The following is a 23,151-nucleotide window of genomic DNA, read 5'->3' as shown; positions in this document are numbered from 1 at the left end:
CGAATCCAGGGTTATCGGCCGGCATTGACTGTGGCACTGAATACGCCAGATTTATAAAGACCCGTTTTTAGGCACGGGCGAGCAACCGATCGGAACCGAGTAACGCACGGAAATCGCTGGCCGACAGCGGCTTGCTGAACAAGAATCCCTGAGCGCCCTCGCAGCCTTGCAATTCCAGATGGTCCAGCTGGGCAAGCGTTTCGACGCCCTTGGCGTTGACGCGCAAGGATAAATTCTGGACAAAATTGATAAGGGATTTGTTGAACAGCGCATTTCCACGGTTTTCGGGCATGTCATACACAAAACAAGGCGCGAGATTGACCGTGTCGATGGGGAAACACTGCAGCTGCTTCAGGCTGGCACTCCCTTCACCGAAGTCATCAATGGCAATGCGTATCCCCATATGACTCAGTTCGGCCAGTGTCATGATGGCGTCATCGGTTTGAAGGTGCATGAGGCTGCTTTCAGACACTTCCAGTTCCAGAAACCGCGCATCTAGCCCGGTTCTTCCCAGTATCTCCGCCACACGGACGGGCAAGGTCTTGTCTCGAAGCTGCATCACCGACATGTTTACCGAGATGGGCACGATGTCGCCGCCTTCGCTGCGCCAAGCCTGTAACCGGCGGCAGGTCTCGCCCAGCACCCAATAACCAATCGGGACCATGAGCCCACGGGCTTCCGCAACGGGCAGGAAGGCCGATGGCTGCATAAGCCCTTGCGTCGGATTGTGCCAACGAACCAGTGCTTCTGCGCTCACCATAGCACCGGTGGCAATATCCACCCTCGGCTGGAAATCCAGAAACAAGGTGTCGGCTTTAAGCGCCAGGTGCAGCTGAGAGGCCAGGATATTATTGTGCATCTTGATGGCGTCCATCTCACCACTGAATAGCCGGTACCTGTTGTGGCCACCTTGCTTGGCGTGATACATCGCCATATCCGCATTATTCAGCAAGGTAGGTTCGTCTTTACCGTGATCAGGATAGAGGCTGACCCCGATACTGGCGGTAATATGCAGTTCATGCGGGTAAATATGATATGGCTCAGCTAACGCAGTGAGGATTTTCTCGGCCACTCGTGTGGCATCCTCCGGCTTTTCAACTTCACTCAGCAGCACCACGAACTCATCTCCCCCCTGGCGACATACCGTATCGGTGTTGCGCACACATTCGTTGAGACGATCCGCTACCGAGCGTAAAAGCAAATCGCCAACCGCATGACCAAGAGAATCATTGATGGTCTTAAAATCGTCGAGATCCAGATAAAGTAGCGCGACCTGTAGCCGGTGCCGTTTTGCCAGCCCAATGGCACGGGATAGCCGCTCCGAGAGCAGAATCCGATTGGGTAGCTCGGTGAGGACATCATGCTGGGCCTGATACGCCAGCCTGGACGAATGAATGAGCGAGTGGCAGGCATCGTGGAACACGATCACCGCGCCTTGGTGACGGCCATCCCTGTCATGAATAGGGGCGGCGGAATCTTCGATCTGCAATTGGCTGCCATCCTTGCGAATCAGTATGCAACCCATGGCGAGGCCCACGGTACGGTTCTCATCCATGGCGCGCTGCCCAGGATTGGCCGCTGTCTCACGGGTCTCGCCATCGATGAGCTTCAGAACCTGAGCCAACGGTTTGCCAAGCGCATCCGCACTCAACCAGCCGGTTAATGTTTCAGCCACCCGGTTAAGGTAGGTGATCCGGCACGCCAGATCCGTCGTGACCACGGCGTCACCAATGGAATTCAAGGTTACCTGCGCCCATTCTGTCGCAGCTTGCAAGGCCGCTTCGGTATCTCGCAGACGCGTATCGAGCTGTTCCTTATCCGCGGAATTATCGAATGCTTGACTCTGACTGATCTGGCAGTTAGCGCGCCGCATTATCTCGACCTCCTCGCTCATCAGCCACGGCTTGCCGTTTTCCCGCTTGCAAGATCGCTTCTCTTCCCATGGGCTTCCCTCCCCGTTTTGAAACAGCAGCCTCTCTGCGCCAACGGCTGTTGTTGAACGTGTGGTTCACTGTGGAGAAATCACCGTTGCTAATTCGACTTTACTTTAGAGGAGCGCTAGATCCTGCTTCTGTGCGTAATCGAACACATGGGGATTTTTCGATGCTGGACTGCCACGATGCTTGCGGCAGTGACGTTTGAAAGAGACGCTGCGTTCCCAGCAGCGCATAGTGCAACATCCCTGTTTAGGCATATCCGTCGCCTCACGAATAGTGACAATAGACGCCACGTCAGCATCTGACTGTGCGCTGACAGACATGGCGCTGAAATCTCTCCGAAGCCTTCCCATTTTTTCTACGAAGCAAGGCACTGCGCATTCGTAAATAGTCGCTATGCCCAACAGGCCATTGACAACGCTCAGGAGCCAGATCATCAGTGATGGCCTGGGGTGTTTCCGAGCCTTCGACACACCTCGCTACGTCCATGACTGCCACATCACCGGGGGTGGGCGTACCAGAGTGGAGAACCCCGCGTTCAACTGGGTCAACACCCTGCTGGGCAACGTCAAGAACGCTATCTCCGGAACTTACCATGCCATCCGCGGGCAGCATGCCCCACGCTACCTGGCCGAGTTCGAGTACCGGTTCAATCGGCGCTATGACCTCAAAGGCATGATCTTACGCTTTCTCACAGTGGCGGCGAGAACGCCGACGATGCCGTACCGCTTCCAGAAGTTGGCTAACTCCTACGCGTAATCAGCTAAACTTATGTGCGGTAACGTACAGAGATTGTCTTTTGGCCCCCTATATAATTCGGAAAAAGGCATGCTTTAACCCACTGATTTTATTCAGGTTACGCTAACACTATTGAGAGGAGGGATATCAATGCCAGGGTCTTGTAGTTTCCAGCAAAATGCTTTGCTTGGCTTACTGCCTGAAGAAGAACTGAATCGTCTTTGGCCTCATTTTGAGAGGGTGACACTGACACTAGGCCAGTCGCTGTGTGAATCCGGACAGCACATGAACCATGTCTACTTTCCGCTTGACTCCATCATCTCGCTGTTGTGCGTGATGGAGGATGGCGCCTCAACAGAAATTGCGGTGGTGGGCTATGAAGGCGTGGTAGGGATCTCGCTGTTCATGGGTGGCGAGACGACACCCAGCCGAGCCATCGTACAAAGTGCCGGGCAGGCATTACGTCTCAAAGGGGGTATGATCAAAGACGAGTTCTACCGCGCCGGGCCCATGCAGCGTTTGCTACTGCGTTACACCCAAGCCCTGCTGACGCAGATGGCACAGACGGCGGTATGCAATCGCCATCACAACCTCGACCAGCAGCTATGCCGCTGGTTGCTGCTCAGCATTGACCGTTTGCCGAGCAATGAACTGATCATGACCCAGGAGTTGATTGCCAACATGCTGGGGGTCCGCCGCGAAGGGGTCACAGAGTCGGCGGGTAAGCTGCAAAGGGCTGGGCTGATCTCCTACCACCGAGGTCGTATCAATGTGCTTGACCGGCCCGGATTAGAGGAGCGTGTCTGTGAGTGCTATTCGGTGGTCAAGGAAGAATACGACCGCCTACTCAACCACAATCACGTCATGTGAGTGACCGGAGACCACCGACCTATTAAAACCTTGATTGCCGAGTTGTGTACGCTAGCGTGCCGACGCCTAATTTATCCAGTGATAGTATGCAGATAGGCCCTTGAAGATTACTGATGGCCTATCTGCAGTCGACATCGAAATGAGACAGACCTTCATCATGCCGTTTGCCAGGTTCGTTCAAACGGAGAAGCACATGTCGGATATTTCGCCAGATATCAATACCAATAAACTCCTCACTGCACTACCCGACACCGAACGGGACGCTTTTTTGGCGGCCTGTGAACCAGTGGAACTTACCTTCGGCAACGTGCTGCTCCAGCCCGGCGATGCCATCACCCACGTCTATTTTCCGATAGACAGCTTCATTTCACTTATCGCTGTTATCGACGGTGATAACCACCTGGAAGTCGCGATGGCAGGCCGAGAAGGCATGTTCGGTATATCCCTTGTACTTGGCATCGAACAAGAACCGCTGCTCGCCTTGGTTCAAGGCGCGGGGGCAGCCCTACGCATCAATGCAGACAGCTTTCAACGGCTATTACGAGAAAGCCCCGTCTTGCATCATCGACTGCAGCGATATCTCTATGTGGTGATGAGTCAGCTGGCAAGAACCGCCGCCTGCAACCATTTCCACAAGATTGAGCCACGTCTTGCCCGCTGGCTCCTCATGACCCAGGATCGCGCGGGTACTCAACACTTGCAGCTGACCCATGAATTTCTGGCCATGATGCTTGGCGTCAGGCGCGCGGGGATCACGCTGGCAGCGACGGCCCTACAGGCGCGCGGCTTAATTCGTTATCACCGTGGCGAAATCAGAGTGCTTGACCGGGAGGGCCTGATCGAGGCGTCCTGCGCGTGCTATACCAAAGATCGTTTACTGTACAGCGACATGTTGCCAGCCTGGTAACGCCATGCACTGTTACTTTGCCGTCATGGATGCTAGTAGCTGCATTATTCGGGCAAGGTCTTCACTTTCCAGGCCACCCACCGCGGCCTGCAACGCCAGGCGGTCTAACGCATACTCCCCCAGCGTATCGATATAGTTGATGCGCTGATCATGAAGGCTAGCCCGGGCATCGAGCACATCGACGAGGTCGCGCAGCCCAAGCTGCTCACCGCGTTCAGCAGCCTCAAGAAAAAGCCGGCCAGATTCAATGGCTTGCTCCAACGCGTCTAAACGACGTACACCCCCGTTGAGCGAGCGAAGTCTTGTGCGCACTTCTTGCACGGCGAGGTTCTGCTCGTTGTCTACCGCAGCTTCACCCGCTTCGATACGCTTTTCACCTTGCCTAACGCTCGCGGTGGTGTAGCCGCCGCGATAGATCGGCATACTCAGTTTCACAGTCGCGGTGTAGTCTTCACTGGTGCGCAACCGATCGTCACTTTCGCGATCAGAGTAATTGAGGTTGAGGTTAAGCTCAGGGTAGTAGCCTGCACGACGGGTACTGGTATCAGCTTCGGTGGCGCTCTGTTCTTTACTAGCTCGCAGCACGTCTACATTCCCCCCCGTGCGCGCCAGCCAATCCTCCGGTTTACCCCATTCGCGCTGAAGCGCCACATCGGTCAGCTCCCCCACTGACAGACCGCCCATATCCGGCCGCATGCCGGTCAGACGTTCCAGTTCACTAAGCGAATTATCCAAATCGTTTTCAGCCTCCACTGCATCAGCCATCGCTTGGTCAGAGCGCGACTGCGCTTCGAGCAGGTCAACCCGGTCACCTACACCCAGGTCAAACGCTCGGCTTGCCTGGCGAACCTGCAGCACCAGAGATGCTTCCTGGGAGGTCAAAAGCCCCAAGCGCTGCGAAGCTAAATAGGCTTGCACGTAGGCTTCGGAAACACTTAAGGCCAAGTCGCGTTCGGCCACGGCAAGCTGAGCTTCTGCAGCGCTGATTTGCGCATCGGCTACATTTAACTCACGCCAGCGCTCCAGGCTGAAAAGCGTCTGTTGCAGCTCGAGTTGCCAGTACTGCTCATCGAATTCACCGGGACGCTGAGCGGGCTGATCAAGGCCAAAACCACCGGGGTCGGTTTGCACATTGGTCGAGTCTTGCCGCAGGTACCCACTGCTAGCACTAATTTGCGGCAATAGCTGAGCGCGCGCCATAGGGCGCTCTTCTCGGGTAGCCTCTAGCTCATAGCGTTGGCGCCTTAGCTCAGCGTCGTGGTCTAGTGCGCGAGCAAAGAGCGCCGGCAGGGAAGGCAGGCGAACCTGCTCATTAGCGGTGGTATCGAGGGCTTCATACTCTGCCATTGCCTGACCGGCAGCGGGAACATCGTTTTGACCGTAAAGCGGGGAGGTCGCGGCCATTGCCAGCCCCAGAGGGACAAGGCAGCACCATGCGCGTGTCATGCGTTGCATTAGTCCTCCTGGATGGCGCGCGCCAGCATATCGGTAATCGGTTTCGCTATGTAGCTTGCGAAAGTGCGCTCGCCCGTACGGATCATTACTTCGGCGGGCATGCCGGAAAGAAGCTGCATTTGCTCGGTCATATCTTCACGTCCCTGTTCCGTTACACGCACCCTTGCCCGGTAGTAATTATCCCCGGTCGCTTCGTCTTCAAACGTATCAGCACTAACATGAATCACTTCACCGTCGATTTCACTGGTCAGACGCTGGTTAAAAGCACTAAAGCGAATCTCTGCGAATTGACCCACAAAGATGTTATCGATGTCGCGGGTGGGAATACGCGCCGCTACAACGAAACCAGCGTTTGAAGGCACAATATCCATGATGTTGTCGCCACTTCGAATCACCGCGCCTTCGGTGTGAATTTGCAAACCCACGACGGTACCCGACACCGGCGCCTTGATCACGGTGCGCTCGACCTGATCGTTTAGCGAGACCATTTTCTCCTCGGCCTCGGCAATTAATAACTGTGCCTCGCGTAGCTGCTCGCCGACTTCTTTCTGGAATTCTTGCTGCTGAATTTCGCGCTCCAAACGATTCTCGCTGATCTGCGATTTCAGCTGGGCGATGTTGGAGCGAAATTCCGAGCTACTGCCCTCATACTCCAATACCTGACGCTCAAGCTCCCGTATTCGCTGATTGTCGCCCAGCCCCTCCTCGTAAAGCGCGCGAAAGTCTTCCGTTTCAGAGCGTAATGATGTGACGCGCTGTGCATTTACCTGAATGCGCTCTTCCAGACCACTAATCTGCTCGCGCATCTGCACGATCTGCTCATCCAGCGCTTCCAGCGTGCTTTCCTGTGATTGTTTGCGGGCCAAAAAGAGGCTTTGCTGTACGGCAACTACTTGCTGAATACGTTGACTATCAATATCTTGCAGCTCTTCAGGAACGTTCATCATTTCTGCCCCCTCTTGTTCGGCCAGCAACCGCGCCTCTATCGCTCGGTTGATGAGGTACTGCGAGCGGGCAATTGCTAACTGCGAGCGAACCTGAGTATCGCTGAGTTCCACAAGCGTATCACCGGCTTCTACTTTGTCGCCGTCTTCAACGTGTATGTCTTCGACAATACCGCCTTCCAGATGCTGCACCGTGCGCTTGAACGACTCGCTAGAAACACTGCCCGGCGCCACCACGGCAATCGCAAGCGACGCCGTTGTCGCCCAGGTACCGAAGCCGCCAAAAGCAATCAACAAAATGACAAAACCCAGCTTACGGTAGCCCTTTTCGCTGGTTGGAAGCCTTTCTTGCGCTTCACCTTCCAACATGGCGGGCTCTTGAGGGGACGTGTCGGCCTCTGATTTAACTGGGGAATTTTGTGTATCCGCATGATGGTCATCGCTCATGGCTTGTTAACCTCCCCACCGGCACTGGTCGATAGTCGTGTCGTGTTTTGGCCGACGTGAGAGCGTGTTTTTTTGTCAAACTGGGCGAATACATCGTCCCGCGTGCTAAACATGCTGACCTGGCCTTCTTTCATTACCAGCAGCTTATCCATATGCTTGAGAACGCTGGTGCGATGGCTAATCACAAAGAGCGTGGCGCCTTCGACTTTGAGCTGTTGAATGGCTTCCGCCAGCGCATATTCACCAGCACTATCCAGATTGGCGTTGGGTTCATCCAGCACGACGAGTACGGGATTACCATATAGCGCACGGGCAAGCCCAATGCGTTGGCGCTGCCCCCCTGAAAGCACACCACTGGTGGATGAAATCACGGTGTCGTAGCCGTTGGTCAACTCCAGCACCATGTCGTGAACACCAGCCTTTTTCGCCGCCGCGACGACCTTCTGCGGTTCCACCTCGCCAAAGCGGGCAATGTTTTCGCTGACAGAACCATCAAAGAGCTCAATATCTTGCGGCAAGTAGCCAATGCATGGGCCTATCTCGTCACGGTTATACTGAGTGATTAACCCGCCATCCAGGCGCACTTCGCCCACTTGTGATGGCCAGACACCCAAGAGCACGCGAGCCAGCGTGGTTTTACCCGCCGCACTAGGCCCGATAATGCCGATGTGTTCGCCTTGGGCCACGACGAAATTGATCCCGCGGATTGTGGCCATACGCGACCCTGGAGGTGCGGCTGCCAGGCCTTCAACACTGATATTGCCCTGCGGAGATGGCAGCGACATCCGCTTCTCTTCAGCAGGAATCTGGGTAAGCAGTTCATTTAAACGGTCATACGCGCCACGGGCGCTGACAAAGCCTTTCCAGCCACCAATCATCTGGTCAATCGGCGCCAGTGCTCGACCCATAATGATAGACCCCGCAATCATCATGCCTGGGGTCATATCGCCTTGCAGCACCAGGTACGCCCCCAACCCCAAGATCAATGATTGGAACAATAGGCGAAGCATTTTTGAGGTATTGGTGATCGCCCCCGCGCGGTCACTTGCTTGTGACTGTTTCGCCAGAAATTGATGATGACGCTTGGACCAGCGCCCCATGATGCCCGGCAACATTCCCATGGCCTGCAGCACTTCAGCGTTGCGCAGGTTAGCGCTAGCGAGGTTTTGCGCCTGAATATGCTCGTTATTGGCTTCAGCTAACAGTTTTTTCGTTGCTTTCTCATTGGCAATGGCAAGCACCAGTAAAATAATGCCGGCGCAAGTGGCAAAGATACCCAGCCAAGGATGAAACAAAAAAAGCACGCCGAGATAAACCGGTACCCAGGGGGCATCAAAAAACGCAAACAGGCCGTTGCCGGTTAAAAACTGACGGAGATTGGTCAGATCGCTCAACGGCTGCGCGCTTTGTCCATCTTGCGTTACTAAGCTGCGGCTGAACATCGCACTATAAAGGCGTTTGTTAATGGTGGTGTCGAGCCAGTTACCGATGCGAACCAGCATCCGCGAACGGACCAATTCCAGGCCTCCCATCACCACGAAAAGAAACACCAAAATCAGCGTTAACATAACAAGCGTATCAACGCTTTGGGTGCTAAGAACGCGGTCGTATACTTGGAGCATGTACATAGGTGGGACAAGCATCAACAGGTTGACGAACATGCTGAAAAAGCCCACCAGTACGAACGATCCCTTACAGGCTTTTAGCGCGCTCTGGAGATCCGTTGCTTCCTGTTGCTTTGCCATAAAATGGATACCGTTTAACAAAACCCAAGTAAAAAAATGTGTAACATTACTTAATAGCGCGGGTTCTGCTCCTAATGACGTGTTTCGAGGAATCCCTTCAATCGAGCCAAGGGCATGGGTTTTGCAAAATGAAAACCTTGGTAATGGGTGCATAGCTGACGGGAGAGATAGTCAACTTGAGCATGGGTCTCGACCCCCTCGGCCAGCAGTTCAAGCTCCATCGCTTGCGCCATGGCAATGACCCCTTGCACGATAGCGGCGTCACGATGGTCGCTGATGATGTCATTAATGAAGGACCGGTCGATCTTGACCTTACTCACGGGCAGGTGCTTGAGATAGCTGAGGCTCGAAAAGCCCGTCCCGAAGTCGTCGATGGCAAGCTGAAGACCTTCCCGGCGCAGGTCCCTCAGCGTCTCCATCGCCCACCCGGCACTCTCCATCAATATGCCTTCAGTGAGCTCGAGCTCGAGCAGCTCAGGCGCAAGGCCGCTTTTCTTGAGCACTTTGAGAAGGTCTTGCACGAAGTCGGTGCGCTGAAACTGCATTGGCGAGATATTAACCGCCATGGTGAGCTTGCCCTTGCCCAGCGCATTGAGCTCTTGGGCATCTTGGCAGGCAGTAGCGAGCACCCAGTCGCTGATCGGAATGATCTGGCCGGTACTCTCGGCAAGACCAATAAATTCAGCAGGTGATACGTAGCCCCGCTGTGGATGTTGCCAACGGATCAATGCCTCAACGCCGGTAACCCGCCCGCTCGGACCATGAATCTGGGGCTGGTAATGAAGCTCGAACTGCTCGCTATCGATGGCTTTTTGAAGATCTCGACGCAGGGAAACACTTTCTCTTGCCTTTACGCCGAGCTCCTGGCGATACCAGTAAATGGCATTGTGTCCCTGGTGCTTGGCCCGATACATCGCCATGTCGGCACGCTGCACAAGAATCATCGCCGAGGCGAGACCCCCCTCTTTTATAGCGATACCGATGCTTGCGGTGATACGCAGGTCATTTTGGTTGATACGATAGGGTTGGGCGATAATAGCCAGAATCTCATTGGCCATGGATTGCACTGCTGCTCTATCTTTGCAGGCTGGCATTACCACCACGAACTCGTCTGCACCGAAGCGGGCCACGCTGTTCTTTGGCCCGACCTGTTGCAAAAGACGACTTGCCACTTGTTTGAGCAGCTTGTCACCAATCCAATGACCGAGGGTATCGTTGATCGGCTTAAAGCTATCGAGATCGATAAATAACACCCCCAGACATCCGCCACTCGATGTATCAAGGTTGGCGCTTTCCAGGTGCTGTTCCAGTAAGGCGCGGTTAGCCAGTCCGGTCAACTGGTCATGCGTGGCGCTGTAGGCCAGGCGCTCCTCATTGTCGCGCTGGATAGTGATATCGTGCAGTACACCAATGAAGTGCGTGGCCTGCCCCTGTTCGTCAAGCACCGGCGACACACTCAGCCCGTTCCAGAAGGACGTGCCGTCCTTGCGGTAATTACGAAGTACCACCTGGGTTTTTTGACAGCCACGAATGGCGGTACGCAGCGTTGCAATAGTGTCCGGGTCGGTGCCCGGGCCCTGAAGAAAGTGGCAGTTGTGCCCTATGAATTCCTCGCGACGGTAGCCCGTTAGACACTCAAACGCAGGATTGGCAAAAATGATCGGCTGATTCTCTTGGCGTGCATCGGTGATAATGACGCCGTTGATGCTCGCCGCGATGCTGCGCTCGAGGATATGAAGCTGCTGCTCAGTGTCTTTGCGCCGACTGATGTCGCGGAGATACACCGCGAGCCCTTCGCAGGAAGGGTAAGCATTGACCTCGAACCAGCGTCCAGGATGGGAGTCGCTTACTTCGAATGAGACGCTGACGTCTTCAGCCAGCGCGCGCCGGCATTGCCGCTCGAACTGAGGACCAAGCCTTCCGGAAAAGGCATCAAAGAGACTCACACCCTCAAGCTTACTGAGGTCGCGTTCAAGCAGGCGCTCCGCTTCAGGATTGAGGTAGGTGAAGCCCCACTCGGGGTCTAATGTGACGAAGACGTCGGTAATGCTATCCAGGGTGGTGATAAGGCGCCCGGCCAGGCGGTCGACCTCCTGGCGAAGGCGCATGTGGTGGGTGATATCCCGAGCCACCATATGAATTAAACTTTCTTCGCATAGGGCGGCCTTGACCTCTATCCAGTGCAGATGGCCCCAGGAATCCTCGACCCGCAAGACCAGCTCTTGTATCGGGCACTGCTGATCCAGGCGTATTAGCGCCTTCTTGACCAAGGAACAGTCTTCGGCTATCACCAGATAGGTATAGGACTTGCCTTTCAGGGTTTCGAGTTCATAGCCCAGAAAGCGCTTGAAGGCAGGATTGACCTGCAGGAAGTTTCCAGCCCGATCCACCCAGGCAAACAGGTCAAGAGACAACGTAAAAAAGGGATCCTGCTCGAGCAGTCGGTCTGAAATTTTCATTGCACCTCATCGAACAGAAAAGAGGCATTTACCATTGAGCGCATCTCTCGGCGCCAAGGCAGAATGCAGAGCGTGCGTGAGTCCTTGTCCCATGTAAGGCAAGAATAATGGTGGATGGACGCTCTTTCAGTGCGTTGAGCAACACAGCGTTTGCAACTGGTTCCAGGCCTTGATGACCCAGAAGGGGAACGGCTGTGAAAATGCCGTCATCCCGCCTCATTCACGAGGGCTCTGATCGGCTCTGCATCGGCATCAGGACCCCTTGCTCAGGGGCTGAGGGAAATACCGCTATACGAGTGTCGCATCGTACAGTCGCCCCTGGTTGTTCCAAGTGAAGTGGCGGCCCCGTTCCTGCTTCAGCTGAGCGCCTGGTCCAACTTTCGGGGACCCGACATTTACCCACAAAAATGGGGGCACATTGTGCCCCCCGTTCTCTGCGGCTTGGATCAATTGCGTTCGTACTTGGGTGAGTTGCGCAGTGCTTCCTCTTCCATATCCGTGTAGAACACGGATTCCTCATCTTCCATGCTGTGCTCTATGTGATCCCACCCTAATCCAGTCTCCTGTCCACCGAGCCCCAAGAAGCCACTAGTCGTCACCACAACGCCGATGATACGGCCATCTTTGCCGATAACCAGATCCTGAACTTCGCCAATGTCCTCATCTGATTGGCGGTGCTTGACGTTACTTCCGATGACATCAGTTGCGTAGAACGCACTCGAGGGCTTAACGCCAAATTGTGGTTCGTTGGTATGATTACGCTGCTCACTGGCATTTTTGTTGTCAGTGCCTTGCATGCTGGAAGACTGCTTTTCGCCTGCCTGCATGTTGTTTTGGCTCTCAGCAATTGCGACCGTGCTCAGTGCAAAGGGCGAGGCGATAGCGGCGGTAAAAATCAATGTGGTTAGTTTCTTCATGGTTACTTACCCTCTCTTTCATGACAGTCTGCCGGACCCATAGAGGTCTATAGTGCAGTCCCTAATCTCGGGAATGCCGTTTTATAGTAGGCATAAGAAAACGATTCGTCGGTGCGTTAACAAACACATGGCCGCTATCGTTTTTCAGGCAGAGTTTGGTCAAAATCCTGTTTCGGGAAGGATCGAAGGCACCAACGAATTCGGTGGGGTCGAACCTTTCCAGGCTCAATGTATTATCAGTGTACGCAATCGCACATACACCTCACCATCTCTTGGCGCATCCTTGACCGTGCCCCCGAGCTTCCATGCACGCCCCCGCCGAAGGCCGCTTATCTCGGTAGGGCTTACTGGACCGGACAGGAGCCTGCAAATGGATACCCCACGGCAGAAAAACGACCTCAGCAGCGAGCCGCGCGCCCTCATGCGTGCTCTGGGAGACTACCGCACGCCACGCATCGCCCGGAGCGTCTTTGAGCTGCTGGTCACACTAATTCCTTTCGTCTTGCTCTGGACCCTCTCCTGGGCAGCGTTGGCCGCTGGCCACTGGCTTAGCCTGATACTCACCCTCCCCGCCGCAGGCTTTCTCGTGCGACTGTTCATGATTCAGCATGACTGCAGCCATGGTGCCTTCTTCCCCTCAAGGCGAGCCAATGATTGGGTCGGACGAGCGATCGGCGTGCTGACCCTGACCCCTTTCGACTTCTGGCGCCATACTCACAGGCACCATCATGCCCATTCCGGCAACCTCGACCGCCCGCGTATCGGTGGCATCGACACCCTGACGGTCGAGGAATTTTGCGCTCTGCCTCGCAAAGAGAGGCTGCGTTATCGCCTCTACCGTCATCCCTTCGTTCTCTTCGTTCTCGGTCCTGCGTACCTGTTTCTGCTAGACAATCGGTTGCCAGTAGGCTTCATGCGTGCAGGCTGGATGCCTTGGCTGAGTACCATGGCGACCAACGCGGCAATCCTAGTCCTCGTTCCCGCTATGATGTGGCTGGTGGGCATCGGTTCCTTCCTGCTCGTGCAACTGCCAATCACGCTGCTCGCCGGAACAATCGGTGTCTGGCTCTTCTATGTTCAGCACCAGTTCGAAAACACCTTTTGGGAGCACGACCCTGACTGGACCTTCCAGAAGGCAGCGCTGTACGGTAGCTCGCATTATGACCTGCCCCGCATCTTACGCTGGTTCTCCGCTAACATCGGGGTGCACCATGTCCACCACCTATGCAGCCGCATTCCCTTCTACCGCCTGCCTGATGTGCTACGCGATCATCCCGAACTGCGTGGCATCGGCCGCCTCACCCTATGGCAAAGCCTCGCATCTGTGCGCCTGGCCCTGTGGGATGAGAAGAAGCACCGCCTGGTGAGCTTCAGGGAGGCAAATGTCTAACCGACCTTCGGGATCATGCAGGATCATAAGAATGACTAAGCCTGTCAGGATTGTGCATTCGGCATCCATCGGAAAGGGCCTACTCTGCGATCGTGATCAGCGCCATGCGTGAGAGCCTTTTGGCAGGCACGCTGAAGTGGCCCCCATCTTTTGGACCACCTGACAGGTCATCTAAGCTCGGATCGGGTCATCATCGGCGTCAGGCCGCCTTGTTCAGTGGTTGAGGGAATCCCGTTCATCGAGTGTCGCATCACCCAATCCCTGGTGAGGCCGCTCCTGGTTGTACCAGATGACGTAGTGGCCAAGCTCATGCTTCAGCTGAGTGGTGCTGCCTTCATGGCCTTTCATCTGGATTATTCAGCGTGCGTTTCAGACTCGTCTTGATTTCTCCCCAGATAGCAACGAAAAATGCCGTCAAGGGAACCGCGAGTATCAGGCCAATAATACCGCCCAAGGCCGTCCCCCAGAAGAACAGGGAAATAACCACGAGTGCGGGATGAAGGCCTGAGCGATTGGCCATGACATTCGGTGTCAGCAACAAGCTTTCCACCAATTGCACCGCTGCAAACACCAGCCCGGCCAGGACCAATAACTCAACGCCGCCATCCGGCTGTAGATAGGCCATGGGCAGGATCACCAGCAGGCCGATGAGGGTGCCTAGGAAGGGGACGATGTTCAGCAGTCCCAGCACCAGTCCGGCAAGCACGCTAAAATTCAGGCCGATCAGTGTGAAACTCATGGCATACAAAATGCCCATACACACGGCGATGATCAGCTGGCCTTGAAAGAAGGCTGATACATACCCGATGAACACATCCATGAAGTACAGCACTTTCTTCTGAGTGGCCTCGTGGAAAATGGATAGCAGTTCGGATGCCTGCCCTCGGAGCAATTCCCCGGAAAGCAGGGTGAAAAACAGGAACAGGGGCACGAAACTGATAGCCGCCAATCGCCCCAGATAGGACATGATAGCCGTGCTCGGATTTTTCACGCCTAGTAATACTGATTCGGATTCCTCGCCACCGCTGCTCTCCATGCTGGTGGAAATCATGGAGCTAAGCCCTGGGAAGTGAGCGGAGAAATGAGCCTGGAAGCTTGCCAGTGCATCGGGCAGAACGGTCATCAACTGGACGACCTGGCTGACAAGGATGGGGACAAGCAGGAAAATCAGGCCACCAATGCCCACGAAGAAGACCACCAGCAGAAGAATGATGGCCAGCAAGCGGGGAAAGCGAAGCCGGCTCTCGAGAAATTCCATCACTGGATAAAGTACCAGTGCTAGAATTCCGGCCAGCGACAGCGACAGGAGAAGATTGTAGAACGCATTCAGTATCCAACCGAATGACCACCCAATAATTCCTATCAGCGCTGCCAGTACAACCAGGCACAACAGAACCGCTGTGTAACGAAACAAGCGAAGCTGGACCGCATTGAACAGTTGTTTATCCGGATCTATTTCCGCTGGATTCTGACCGGCAACCTTCGACCCGCTAACCAAGGAGTCCTGTCTGTTGTCAGGCATTGCTAATTCCTGCATTAGTTGCTCGCGAATTCACCAAACAGCAGCAGTCCAACCCCGGGACTGTTAGGGAAATCGTGTTCGGAGCCGAATCGTTCATCGTGAGCCTCTTGCTGGCCTCACCGAGTGGACGACCATGACTGGTCGCCCATTCTGTTGTCTACTCAGTGAGATTCCAGTCAGTGATGTGCATCGTGATCCTCAGGATCATCGCTGCTCTCAGGTGTCGGCTACTGAAGCTTTTGGCGTTGTTCATCGGTCATGAGGTCATGCATGGTATTTCGCATGCGCACCATTTCGGCCATCATTTCACCGTGAAGCTCGGCTAGCTTGCTATGCAAGGCTTTGACCTGCTCTGGGTCGGGGCGCTCGCCATGCATTTCCGCCATCAGGTCATCGCGCAGATTCATCAGGCGTCCCATACGCTCGAACTGGGTCGGGCGGTGCTCTTGCATCAGCTCTCGCATCTCATCCCGCTGTTCCGGGTCGAGCATCTCTTGCATCATGCCCATACCAGTGCCACCCATCATTGGGCAGGGCATCTCGCCGCCGCCCATCATGCTGGGCCCCATGCCACCTTGGCCGTTGTGACCACGCATCATATCGCTCCCTTGACCGGGCTGGCTTTCCGACATGCCTTGGGCAAGGGCTACGCCGGTACCACTGGCACCGAGTGCCAGGGCGAGCCCAAAGACGAGAGTATGTTTGCGAATATCCATGATCATTCCCCTTAAGCAATAGGCCCTATATAGGATCTAGATATTTAAGGCCTATGTATCAAAATTCTTTGGCTGAAGTATTGAGACCGCTCCCTTCAAGTTCCGACATTCTGTCAAACACTAAACGTTACTTGTCATGCGTGCCGGTCGCCTTCTTGCTCTTGTCGGTCTGACGCTGGCCTTTCTGTTGATGACCGCCAGCTTCTTCCTTACCCTTCTGAAGGCTATCTTCGACTTGCTTTTGGCCCTTCTCAAGTTTTTCCTTGAACTGCTTCTGGCCTTTCTCCATGTTTTCCTCGAGCTGCTTGCTGCCCGACTGCATATTCTCCGAGGTCAATTGCTCAGTCCCCTTAAGGTATTCTTGGCTCAAAGAGCGGATCTTGTCAGTATCTTCCTTCAACCGCTCACTCATTTCCCGAACGGCCTTTTGCTGCTCCTCGATCACCTGACGAAGACTTTCGGAATCCTTGACCTCGAGCCAGGAGCGGGATTGCGCTAAACTGGTGTCTGCAAAGGCACGAACGGCATCGAACTGAGCCGAGAACAGTTGTTCAAAGTAATCCGTGGTCAGTGCCCCGTAGGCGCGCACCGGCTCCAGAACGGCCTTGTCGAACTGCTCCGTGGCTTGCTCGGTGGATTGATCACTAGATTGATCAGTAGACTGATTGCTATCTGATTTTGCCTTTTCGGTGCTCATTTAACTTCTCCTTGCCTTGTAACAGATTAAGTGACCTTATTACTTAAAGTGAGATTAACGACTCAAGTAAAAATTCACTCTTCAGAAAGTAAACCTTCAAAAGACGCGATGCTGCTTTCGCCTGATGATGTAGAAGCCCCAACCCTCAATGAATATATGTGATTCCTAGTCGGTCCGGCACTTTCAACTACACCCTATGAAGTGTAAGCCGTGTTGGGGAATTTTTCCGTGCGGCAGCACACCCTAATGCCTCACCAAATTGTCGCGCCTGGCTTTTCGGCCTTTCTTTCTTCTGGTCGCGTGGCTCCCCCCTTCAAGTTGAGTTCTTCGGTCGCATGACCGAAACCTGTGTGGCCTGTCACAGCACCTACGTGACAGACCGTTTTGAGGGACTGGAAGCTTCAAATGTCCCGGCAGAGGGGCGCCGACCACCGCCCACGCGCGATGCCGCCAAGGCCCCGGCCACGCACCAAGTGTTTCCACAGAGCCTCGGAAACCAGGGGCTTGATCTGCCCAGCCATCACCAGCCCCCAGCAGCTAGGGCAGCGGAGAGGGCAACGGCCAGGATGGCTTCAGCAATTGCATGGGCGGGCTCCTCGGGGAATGGTCTATTCAGCGGCCAGCCGGATAGCCGTCCATCAAGCGTGGCGCGCAGCGGGCATACAGGATGCGCCCCTCGTCAACCCCGGATCTCGGCGATGACCTCATCGGTTTCCTCGCTCATTCCTGTCTCTTGGAAGCCGAGACTAGCGTAGAAGTCCCGGGCGACCTGGTTGGTAGACACATAGCAGATCGCGATTCTCTCGAAGGGGCCCTGTGCCTTGATCTCGTCCAGCACACACTGCATGGCGCTGTGCCCGATGCCTCTTCCCTGATGGCGTCGATCGACCATGAGACGGAAGATGTTGTAGACCGGCGGCCGTTCGTTGTGGTGAAAGGATTCGTACATGAGAAAGCCGACCACTTCGCCGCCCCAATAGATGGCGCGAGGCTGATAGGTCGGATGGAAGCTCGATTCGGCAATGGAGTACAGGTTGTCAGCGACATAGTCACGCTGTGATGCCGCTACCTCCAGGGCAATGACAGCCTCGAAGTTCTCGCGGGTGATGCTCTTCAGTGTTACGCCCATCCCATGCTCCTCCCCTTTGGGTATTTCACCCAGCCACGGGCTGCCGATCTGCACGGTCACCTCGTCCTCACACAGGATCACCCAACATACACGGCCGGGTAGCTGTGTCGGATGCTGAACCGCAAGGGACGGCCACTCGGTACCTGGGCACGCGATGTCCATAACTGGATCGTGCTCGAGTGCCAAGGCAAACGGTGAGGCTATTTAGCTCATGTAGTGCATTATTGCCCATCCTGACCGGCGCGGGGTGGAGCAACCGAAGCATCCGATTCGGTGACGAAGGCACCGCGATGGAAGTCCGCCGCGGCCTCGACTTCGGCGATGCCACGCTGGCCAGGTTCCGCCGGCACATTGCCAGCCAGCACCTGAAGCACCGTCCTGACACCGCGTGACAGCGAGATCAGGTTGTAGCCGCCTTCCAGTACGAAGACCAGCCTTCCCCCGCATTGCTGGCGTGCCAGGCTCTGCAGGATGCCGGTCATGGCGGCAAAACCGTCATAGGAAACATTCAGCGCCAGGTCATGGGTGTGGGGATCGAAGCCTGTCGAAACCAAGATCAGGTCGGGGCGGAACCACTGGGCCGCAGGCACCAGGATCTCGCGGAAGGCCTTGAGATAGGCAGCGTCGTCGGCATCGGCAGGCAAGGGAACATTGACATTGGTGCCATCCCCGAGGCCCACCCCGACTTCCGCGAGACTCCCTGTGCCGGGATAGAAGGGAGAGGCACGGTGGATATCGAAGAACAACACATCCGGATCGGCCCAGAAGATGTCCTGGGTACCGTTCCCATGATGGGCATCCCAATCGACGATCATGATTCGGTGGCAGCCCAGCGCCGCCTGGGCATGGGCGGCCGCCACCGCCACGTTGTTGAACAGGCAGAAGCCACGGGCGCGCACCGGTTCGGCGTGGTGACCGGGGGGTCTTACCAGCGCGAAGCTGCTCTCGGCCCTCCCCTCTACCACCGCCTCGACGGCGGCGATCGCCGTGCCGGCGGCCACCTCGGCGGCATCGACGCTCCCGGGGGAGACGGCCGTAGTATCGTCGTCCAGCCAGGCGCTCTCTCCGCGCAGTTGGTAAATGCTGTCCAGGTAAGAGTTGGTGTGGACGCGCCCCAACTGCTCCCGCGTCGCTGCCATGCCCGATTCGAATGTCATGCCGGGAACCGGCTCGAGTTCCAGAAGGTGCCGGATAGCGGTGAGCCTGGCGGGATGTTCCGGATATTTCCAGGGAACGCCCAGTTCCACCAACAGTGAACGGATACGAACGTCCATGCGACCCGGCAGGAAAGGCACCTCGATATCCGGCTCATGGGCCAGCATTCGCTCGTCGTAGAAGACAATCACGCTGTTCTCGTCGGCCACAATGCAAACTCCATGGGTGTGAAGTGAAAAAATGATTTAGGGCACATGCCTGGCTACAGCATAGATGGGTAATGCTATGGGGAACGGGTGTCGATGAACTCAATAGGTGGCCAGGCACACCGGCAGGCTCTTGCGCAGCGAACGAGGGGTGATGCCCCGGTCGTCGATTGGCTCACACCAAGAGGCCACCGATCAGGGATCGGCGACCTGGGTATCTTGCGTAAGCTGCCCGCGTGCTCATAGATTTCTTGGCCTTGGTCGCACCGAGCTGGGCATTGAACATGTACTGCTCCTCGGCGTCGCCTTTGGTGGCAAGGCGGACGACGATCGGCAAGGCCTAGCGGTATTCTTGCTGCTCATGGCTTCCCAGCTTGTCGGTGTAGGTATCATCGGCACTGGTCAGCGCGATGTAACTGAACAGAAAGCGCAGGAACACGAATTCCTCGAGGATGGTTGTGAGGGCGTCTCCAGCGGGATGGTATGTCTCCGGCCGCCAGCCCCTCAGCTTCCGATGCCTTGCCGATCCGCTCGTTCCTCGCTTGCCTCAACGAAGACCGAGAAAGGAGAGAACCACCAGAACGATGACGATGGCGCCGACGATATAGACGATGTTGTTCATTGAGTAATCCTCTCTGGCGTATGATCCTGTGTGAAGATGCTACAGGATGGCTCGTGTCATGATGGCGTCGCCGTCCGTGCGACGCGTGGTGCAACTCCCTGTACAAGCAGTCCCCTTGCCTCACCCACGTTGATGATAGGCGATTGGCGCCCCACCATCTGTGCGCTGGCGTACAGTGTGCATCGCATCCGATGCCTAGCGGAACGCCCGGCCCTCCACTAGACGTCGAGAAGTTGCTGTTCATGCCGGTCCCGATCATCGCTTAAAGAGGCGCTAGCACGCCATGGGCCGCCGGAGATATTCAACACTGACCAAGGCTGCCAGTTCACCAGCCAGGCCTTCACTAGGCGCTGGAGACCCATGATGTCCGGATCAGCATGGACGGCAAGGGCTGTTGCCAGGACAACATCTTCGTGGAACGGCTCTGGCGCAGCGTGATGTACGAGTGCGTCTACCTGAAGGCCTTCGAAGATGGCGCTCACCAGCGAAAGGAGATGAAGCGTTACTTCACTGGATTCAACAAGGAGCGGCCCCATCAGGGCGGGGAGCAGTCAGTGCGCCGGGCACGGCGCACATCTATAGGGTGAAAGTCCCGAGCAGTGAAGTTGGGAGTAGCTGTTAGCCAACACGGCAAGGGTGTCCATCGCAAGGTGGAATCTGAAGGAAGCCTGCGGCAAACCGCCGAGCCGAGGAACACGAATCTCATAGGTGGCGGGCTACGAAGAGTGAGTGTGCTGAAGAACACAAAGCTCATCCCAACACGGCAGCGCAGCACGTATATGAGGCGGCCACATGGCGGGAAAGATGTGCGTCTTACCCCGGGAGGTCCCTCACGACCGCCGGTGCCAAGCCAACCACTCAGCGGGAGGTGAGGCAAGGGCCGGTCAGGACGGTTCACATTCCGAAAGGGAAAGGGAACTACCGCATGCTGGGAATCCCCAACGTGTTGGACCGTCTGATCCAGCAAGCCATTCATCAAGTGCTCAGCCCGCACTACGAGAAGGATTTCTCACCTTCAAGCTACGGCTTCAGACCAGGCAGGAACGCCTGGCAGGCGATTGAGCAGGCCCATGGCTACGTCAAGCAGGGCCATAACATCGTGGTCGACATCGACTTGGAGAAGTTCTTCGACCAGGTCAACCACGACATCCTGATGGCCAGGCTGGCAAAGAGGATTCTCGACAAGCGTTTGCTTGGCCTGATCCGCCGCTACCTACAATCTGGGATGATGATGGGTGGTCTCGTCAGCCAACGCGAGAAAGGCACACCCCAGGGGTCTCCCCTGAGTCCCTTGCTCAGCAATATCCTGCTCGATGACCTCGACAAGGAACTGGACGCCAGAGGCCATCGGTTCTGCCGATATGCCGATGACTGCCAAGTCTACGTCAAGAGTCGTCGAGCGGGTCGCCGGGTCAAGGAAAGCATGACGGCCTTTCTGGAGACACGGCTGAAACTCCCGGTGAATCGGGATAAGAGTCGTGTCGTGGCCGCCTCGCGCAGCAGTTTTCTGGGATACGGCTTTCTTGGAATGGCCACCCCCCGGATTCGGTGCAGCACAGAGACGGTCAAGCGTTTTAAGAGACGGGTCAGGCAACTGACCCGAGGGCATGATCGAGATCAAGCTGGCTCGCCTCGACAAGAACCTTCGAGGCTGGACGAGCTACTTTCGGCTGGCGGAGACGCGCCGGATGTTCGCCGACCTCGACAGCTGGATCCGAAGCCGTCTACGGATGTGCCTGATGAAGCAGTGGTTCAAGCCGCGAACCCGAGTGAGGAAGATGATTCAGCTCTGGCTTCCCGTGGAAGATGCCAGGGGGTACTGTCAGCCAAGCGCTGGTGGTTCCTGGCCCAGCTTCATCATACGCGGTTTGCGATGAACAACCGCTGGTGGCATGCCCGAGGCTTCCGTGGTGTGAGCTTCTACATGAAGCGGTTTGCAACACTTGACCAACCGCCGTGGTACGGATCCGTATGCCCGTATATGGAGTCCTCCCCGTTTGCAAGCATGAGGCACGGTCAGCGGTAGGTACGACTGCACACGTATATCCGGTCTCTCTGATGATGCCAGGGGCATCGGATACCGACAACCTCAGGCAATTTTCACTTGCTCGATATCCGTACCTGGTCGATTGTTCGACCTTATGCACTGCCGGAACGCCCCTAACGCTGATGATCTTGCCCAGCACCAGTGTCCACGATTGCTGGGTAAGATCAATAACATGCGTACACAGTTGGTTCTGGCCGCTCTGGAGATGACCTTAGGGCGCCGGCAGCCCAAGAGCAACGATCGAGGCAGCCAACTTAGGCTCAAGGAGTCGTCGCAACACTGGCTCAGTTCAGGGGCAAATTCCACTCCCAGCGATGAAGAGCCTATTTTGCCTTATGTCCTAGAACATCAGTTTCGCCTTTCTTTGATTGCTTGGCAGCTTTCTTCTCCTTTGCGGTTAAAAGCGGCTTCTTTTTACTATCTCTTTTTTTGTCCTGTCCTTTGCTCATTATCTTTACCTTTATTTACAACTGCATGAGCCTAAAATTAGTTTGGGCTCTGAGGCTTTTTACTAAGCATAGAAAGCTGAGATTTCGATGCGTGGAGACATTAGTATGGTCCTGATCACGAATAACTGAAAGCGTTTGTCATGTTTTTAGACCGTGGATTTTTGTTTGATTGTTAATTTATATATAAATTAGTAAGATGCGTTTTTTGTCGTAATTTCATGATCTATATTGAGAAAGTGTTTAAGTAGGCCGGCCTAGTACTACAGTCGTAACTACTGCCGTGATCGTTCATGAATTGCTAGGCTTTGTCTGAAAAGTCGACGAGCGAAGGCCAGACAAGGCAAAAATTGGCGAAAGAGCGGAGTTTACGGGGTGTAAATGAGCATCTTGAGCCGATTTTTAACGCCGTATGGGCGAGCGCAGTACTTTTCAGACATTGCCTAGTCGGGCTTGTTGCTGCCGACAGTGGCATTGCCAAGCCCGGTACTGGTGCTTTCGTCGCCAGTCCGACCAATGAAGCACATGGGACAAGGCTTGCTGCCCTTGCCATAGCCATCTCCCTATTAGTCGCCTGAGCTCGGAGAGTGTCCACTGGATCCTGCCGGCAACGGTTTTTTTTGCTGCTGGCTCGCTTGCCGAATCGCCATCAACAGGGCGTGGGCCAGCAGCGACAAGGTGATGTGGCGATGCCAACTGGCCCAGCACCTCACCTCGTACTCATCCAGGCCGCATTCCCCCTTCGCCGTCTGAAAACCCTGCTCGATTTTCCAGCGCTGACCCGCGACCCGAACCAGTGTCT

17 protein-coding genes and 3 pseudogenes are annotated in these 23,151 nt (G+C 55.5%); 6 read left to right on the top strand and 14 right to left on the bottom strand.

Going from position 1 to position 23,151, the window contains the following annotated elements:
- Positions 1–67 precede the first annotated feature (67 nt).
- Complete coding sequence (locus tag HF027_RS14345; RefSeq protein WP_168016806.1) at positions 68–1,894, bottom strand: putative bifunctional diguanylate cyclase/phosphodiesterase; 1,827 nt, start codon at positions 1,892–1,894, stop codon at positions 68–70.
- Between the two features lie 469 nt (positions 1,895–2,363).
- Here HF027_RS14345 and HF027_RS14340 point away from each other — a divergent pair.
- The 3 genes and pseudogenes from HF027_RS14340 to HF027_RS14330 all read left to right on the top strand — a co-directional run.
- Positions 2,364–2,696, top strand: a pseudogene (locus HF027_RS14340) (transposase); the annotation flags it as partial.
- 129 nt (positions 2,697–2,825) lie between these two features.
- Positions 2,826–3,545, top strand: a complete 720-nt coding sequence (locus HF027_RS14335; protein ID WP_168016804.1) for a helix-turn-helix domain-containing protein — start codon at positions 2,826–2,828, stop codon at positions 3,543–3,545.
- 100 nt (positions 3,546–3,645) lie between these two features.
- Entirely contained in the window at positions 3,646–4,452 is an 807-nt protein-coding gene (locus tag HF027_RS14330) for a Crp/Fnr family transcriptional regulator (protein ID WP_245184863.1), read from the top strand.
- 12 nt (positions 4,453–4,464) lie between these two features.
- Here HF027_RS14330 and HF027_RS14325 read toward each other — a convergent pair whose 3' ends face one another.
- The 5 genes from HF027_RS14325 to HF027_RS14305 all read right to left on the bottom strand — a co-directional run bounded on the left by HF027_RS14325 (position 4,465) and on the right by HF027_RS14305 (position 12,419).
- Positions 4,465–5,907 carry a TolC family outer membrane protein gene (locus HF027_RS14325; RefSeq protein ID WP_245184862.1) on the bottom strand — a complete coding sequence of 481 codons (1,443 nt, stop codon included), beginning with the start codon at positions 5,905–5,907 and terminating at the stop codon, positions 4,465–4,467.
- A complete protein-coding gene (locus HF027_RS14320) occupies positions 5,907–7,298 on the bottom strand; it encodes an HlyD family type I secretion periplasmic adaptor subunit (protein ID WP_168016802.1) in 1,392 nt (463 codons plus the stop codon). The genes HF027_RS14325 and HF027_RS14320 overlap by 1 nt, the downstream gene beginning before the upstream one ends.
- Positions 7,295–9,043 (bottom strand): type I secretion system permease/ATPase, encoded by a 1,749-nt coding sequence (locus HF027_RS14315; protein ID WP_168016800.1) that lies wholly within the window; start codon positions 9,041–9,043, stop codon positions 7,295–7,297. Before HF027_RS14315 ends, HF027_RS14320 begins: the two co-directional genes overlap by 4 nt.
- Before the next feature lie 71 nt (positions 9,044–9,114).
- The gene (locus HF027_RS14310) at positions 9,115–11,502 is read right to left on the bottom strand and encodes a sensor domain-containing protein (protein ID WP_168016798.1); all 2,388 of its coding nucleotides are present in this window, start codon (positions 11,500–11,502) and stop codon (positions 9,115–9,117) included.
- 446 nt (positions 11,503–11,948) lie between these two features.
- A complete protein-coding gene (locus HF027_RS14305) occupies positions 11,949–12,419 on the bottom strand; it encodes a PRC-barrel domain-containing protein (RefSeq protein WP_168016796.1) in 471 nt (156 codons plus the stop codon).
- Between the two features lie 370 nt (positions 12,420–12,789).
- On the opposite strand from HF027_RS14305, the gene HF027_RS14300 reads away from it, so the two are divergent.
- On the top strand, positions 12,790–13,809 hold the full coding sequence (locus HF027_RS14300; protein ID WP_168016794.1) for a fatty acid desaturase: 1,020 nt from the start codon (positions 12,790–12,792) through the stop codon (positions 13,807–13,809).
- Positions 13,810–14,022: 213 nt separating this feature from the next.
- Here HF027_RS14300 and HF027_RS14295 read toward each other — a convergent pair whose 3' ends face one another.
- From HF027_RS14295 to HF027_RS14270, 6 genes are all read right to left on the bottom strand, one after another.
- Entirely contained in the window at positions 14,023–14,157 is a 135-nt protein-coding gene (locus HF027_RS14295) for an integrase core domain-containing protein (RefSeq protein ID WP_168016792.1), read from the bottom strand.
- On the bottom strand, positions 14,144–15,331 hold the full coding sequence (locus HF027_RS14290) for an AI-2E family transporter (protein WP_168016790.1): 1,188 nt from the start codon (positions 15,329–15,331) through the stop codon (positions 14,144–14,146). Before HF027_RS14290 ends, HF027_RS14295 begins: the two co-directional genes overlap by 14 nt.
- Positions 15,332–15,558: 227 nt before the next feature.
- Positions 15,559–16,047, bottom strand: coding sequence for a Spy/CpxP family protein refolding chaperone (locus HF027_RS14285; protein WP_168016788.1), 489 nt, complete (start codon positions 16,045–16,047; stop codon positions 15,559–15,561).
- Between the two features lie 127 nt (positions 16,048–16,174).
- Entirely contained in the window at positions 16,175–16,744 is a 570-nt protein-coding gene (locus HF027_RS14280) for a phasin family protein (protein ID WP_168016786.1), read from the bottom strand.
- Between the two features lie 679 nt (positions 16,745–17,423).
- Positions 17,424–17,873: a GNAT family N-acetyltransferase gene (locus tag HF027_RS14275; protein WP_168016784.1), complete on the bottom strand. Its 450-nt coding sequence runs from the start codon at positions 17,871–17,873 to the stop codon at positions 17,424–17,426.
- Positions 17,874–18,094: 221 nt separating this feature from the next.
- Complete coding sequence (locus HF027_RS14270) at positions 18,095–19,237, bottom strand: histone deacetylase family protein (RefSeq protein ID WP_245184861.1); 1,143 nt, start codon at positions 19,235–19,237, stop codon at positions 18,095–18,097.
- Between the two features lie 913 nt (positions 19,238–20,150).
- Here HF027_RS14270 and HF027_RS15675 point away from each other — a divergent pair.
- Positions 20,151–20,395 (top strand): annotated as a pseudogene (locus HF027_RS15675) (transposase); the annotation flags it as partial.
- Between the two features lie 329 nt (positions 20,396–20,724).
- Complete coding sequence (locus HF027_RS14260) at positions 20,725–21,882, top strand: reverse transcriptase domain-containing protein (RefSeq protein ID WP_280730189.1); 1,158 nt, start codon at positions 20,725–20,727, stop codon at positions 21,880–21,882.
- A 344-nt stretch (positions 21,883–22,226) separates the two neighbouring features.
- Here the strand turns inward: HF027_RS14260 and HF027_RS15785 are convergent, their stop codons facing one another.
- Both HF027_RS15785 and HF027_RS15670 read right to left on the bottom strand, forming a co-directional pair.
- Positions 22,227–22,352, bottom strand: coding sequence for a hypothetical protein (locus HF027_RS15785; protein ID WP_276605691.1), 126 nt, complete (start codon positions 22,350–22,352; stop codon positions 22,227–22,229).
- 626 nt (positions 22,353–22,978) lie between these two features.
- Positions 22,979–23,151, bottom strand: a pseudogene (locus HF027_RS15670) (IS701-like element ISCARN75 family transposase); the annotation flags it as partial.

The sequence above is a fragment of the Halomonas salinarum genome, assembly GCF_012062845.1.
Classification (GTDB): domain Bacteria; phylum Pseudomonadota; class Gammaproteobacteria; order Pseudomonadales; family Halomonadaceae; genus Onishia; species Onishia salinarum.
Note: the sequence above shows the minus strand (reverse complement) of the source record. Positions and strands in the feature narration are given on the sequence as shown.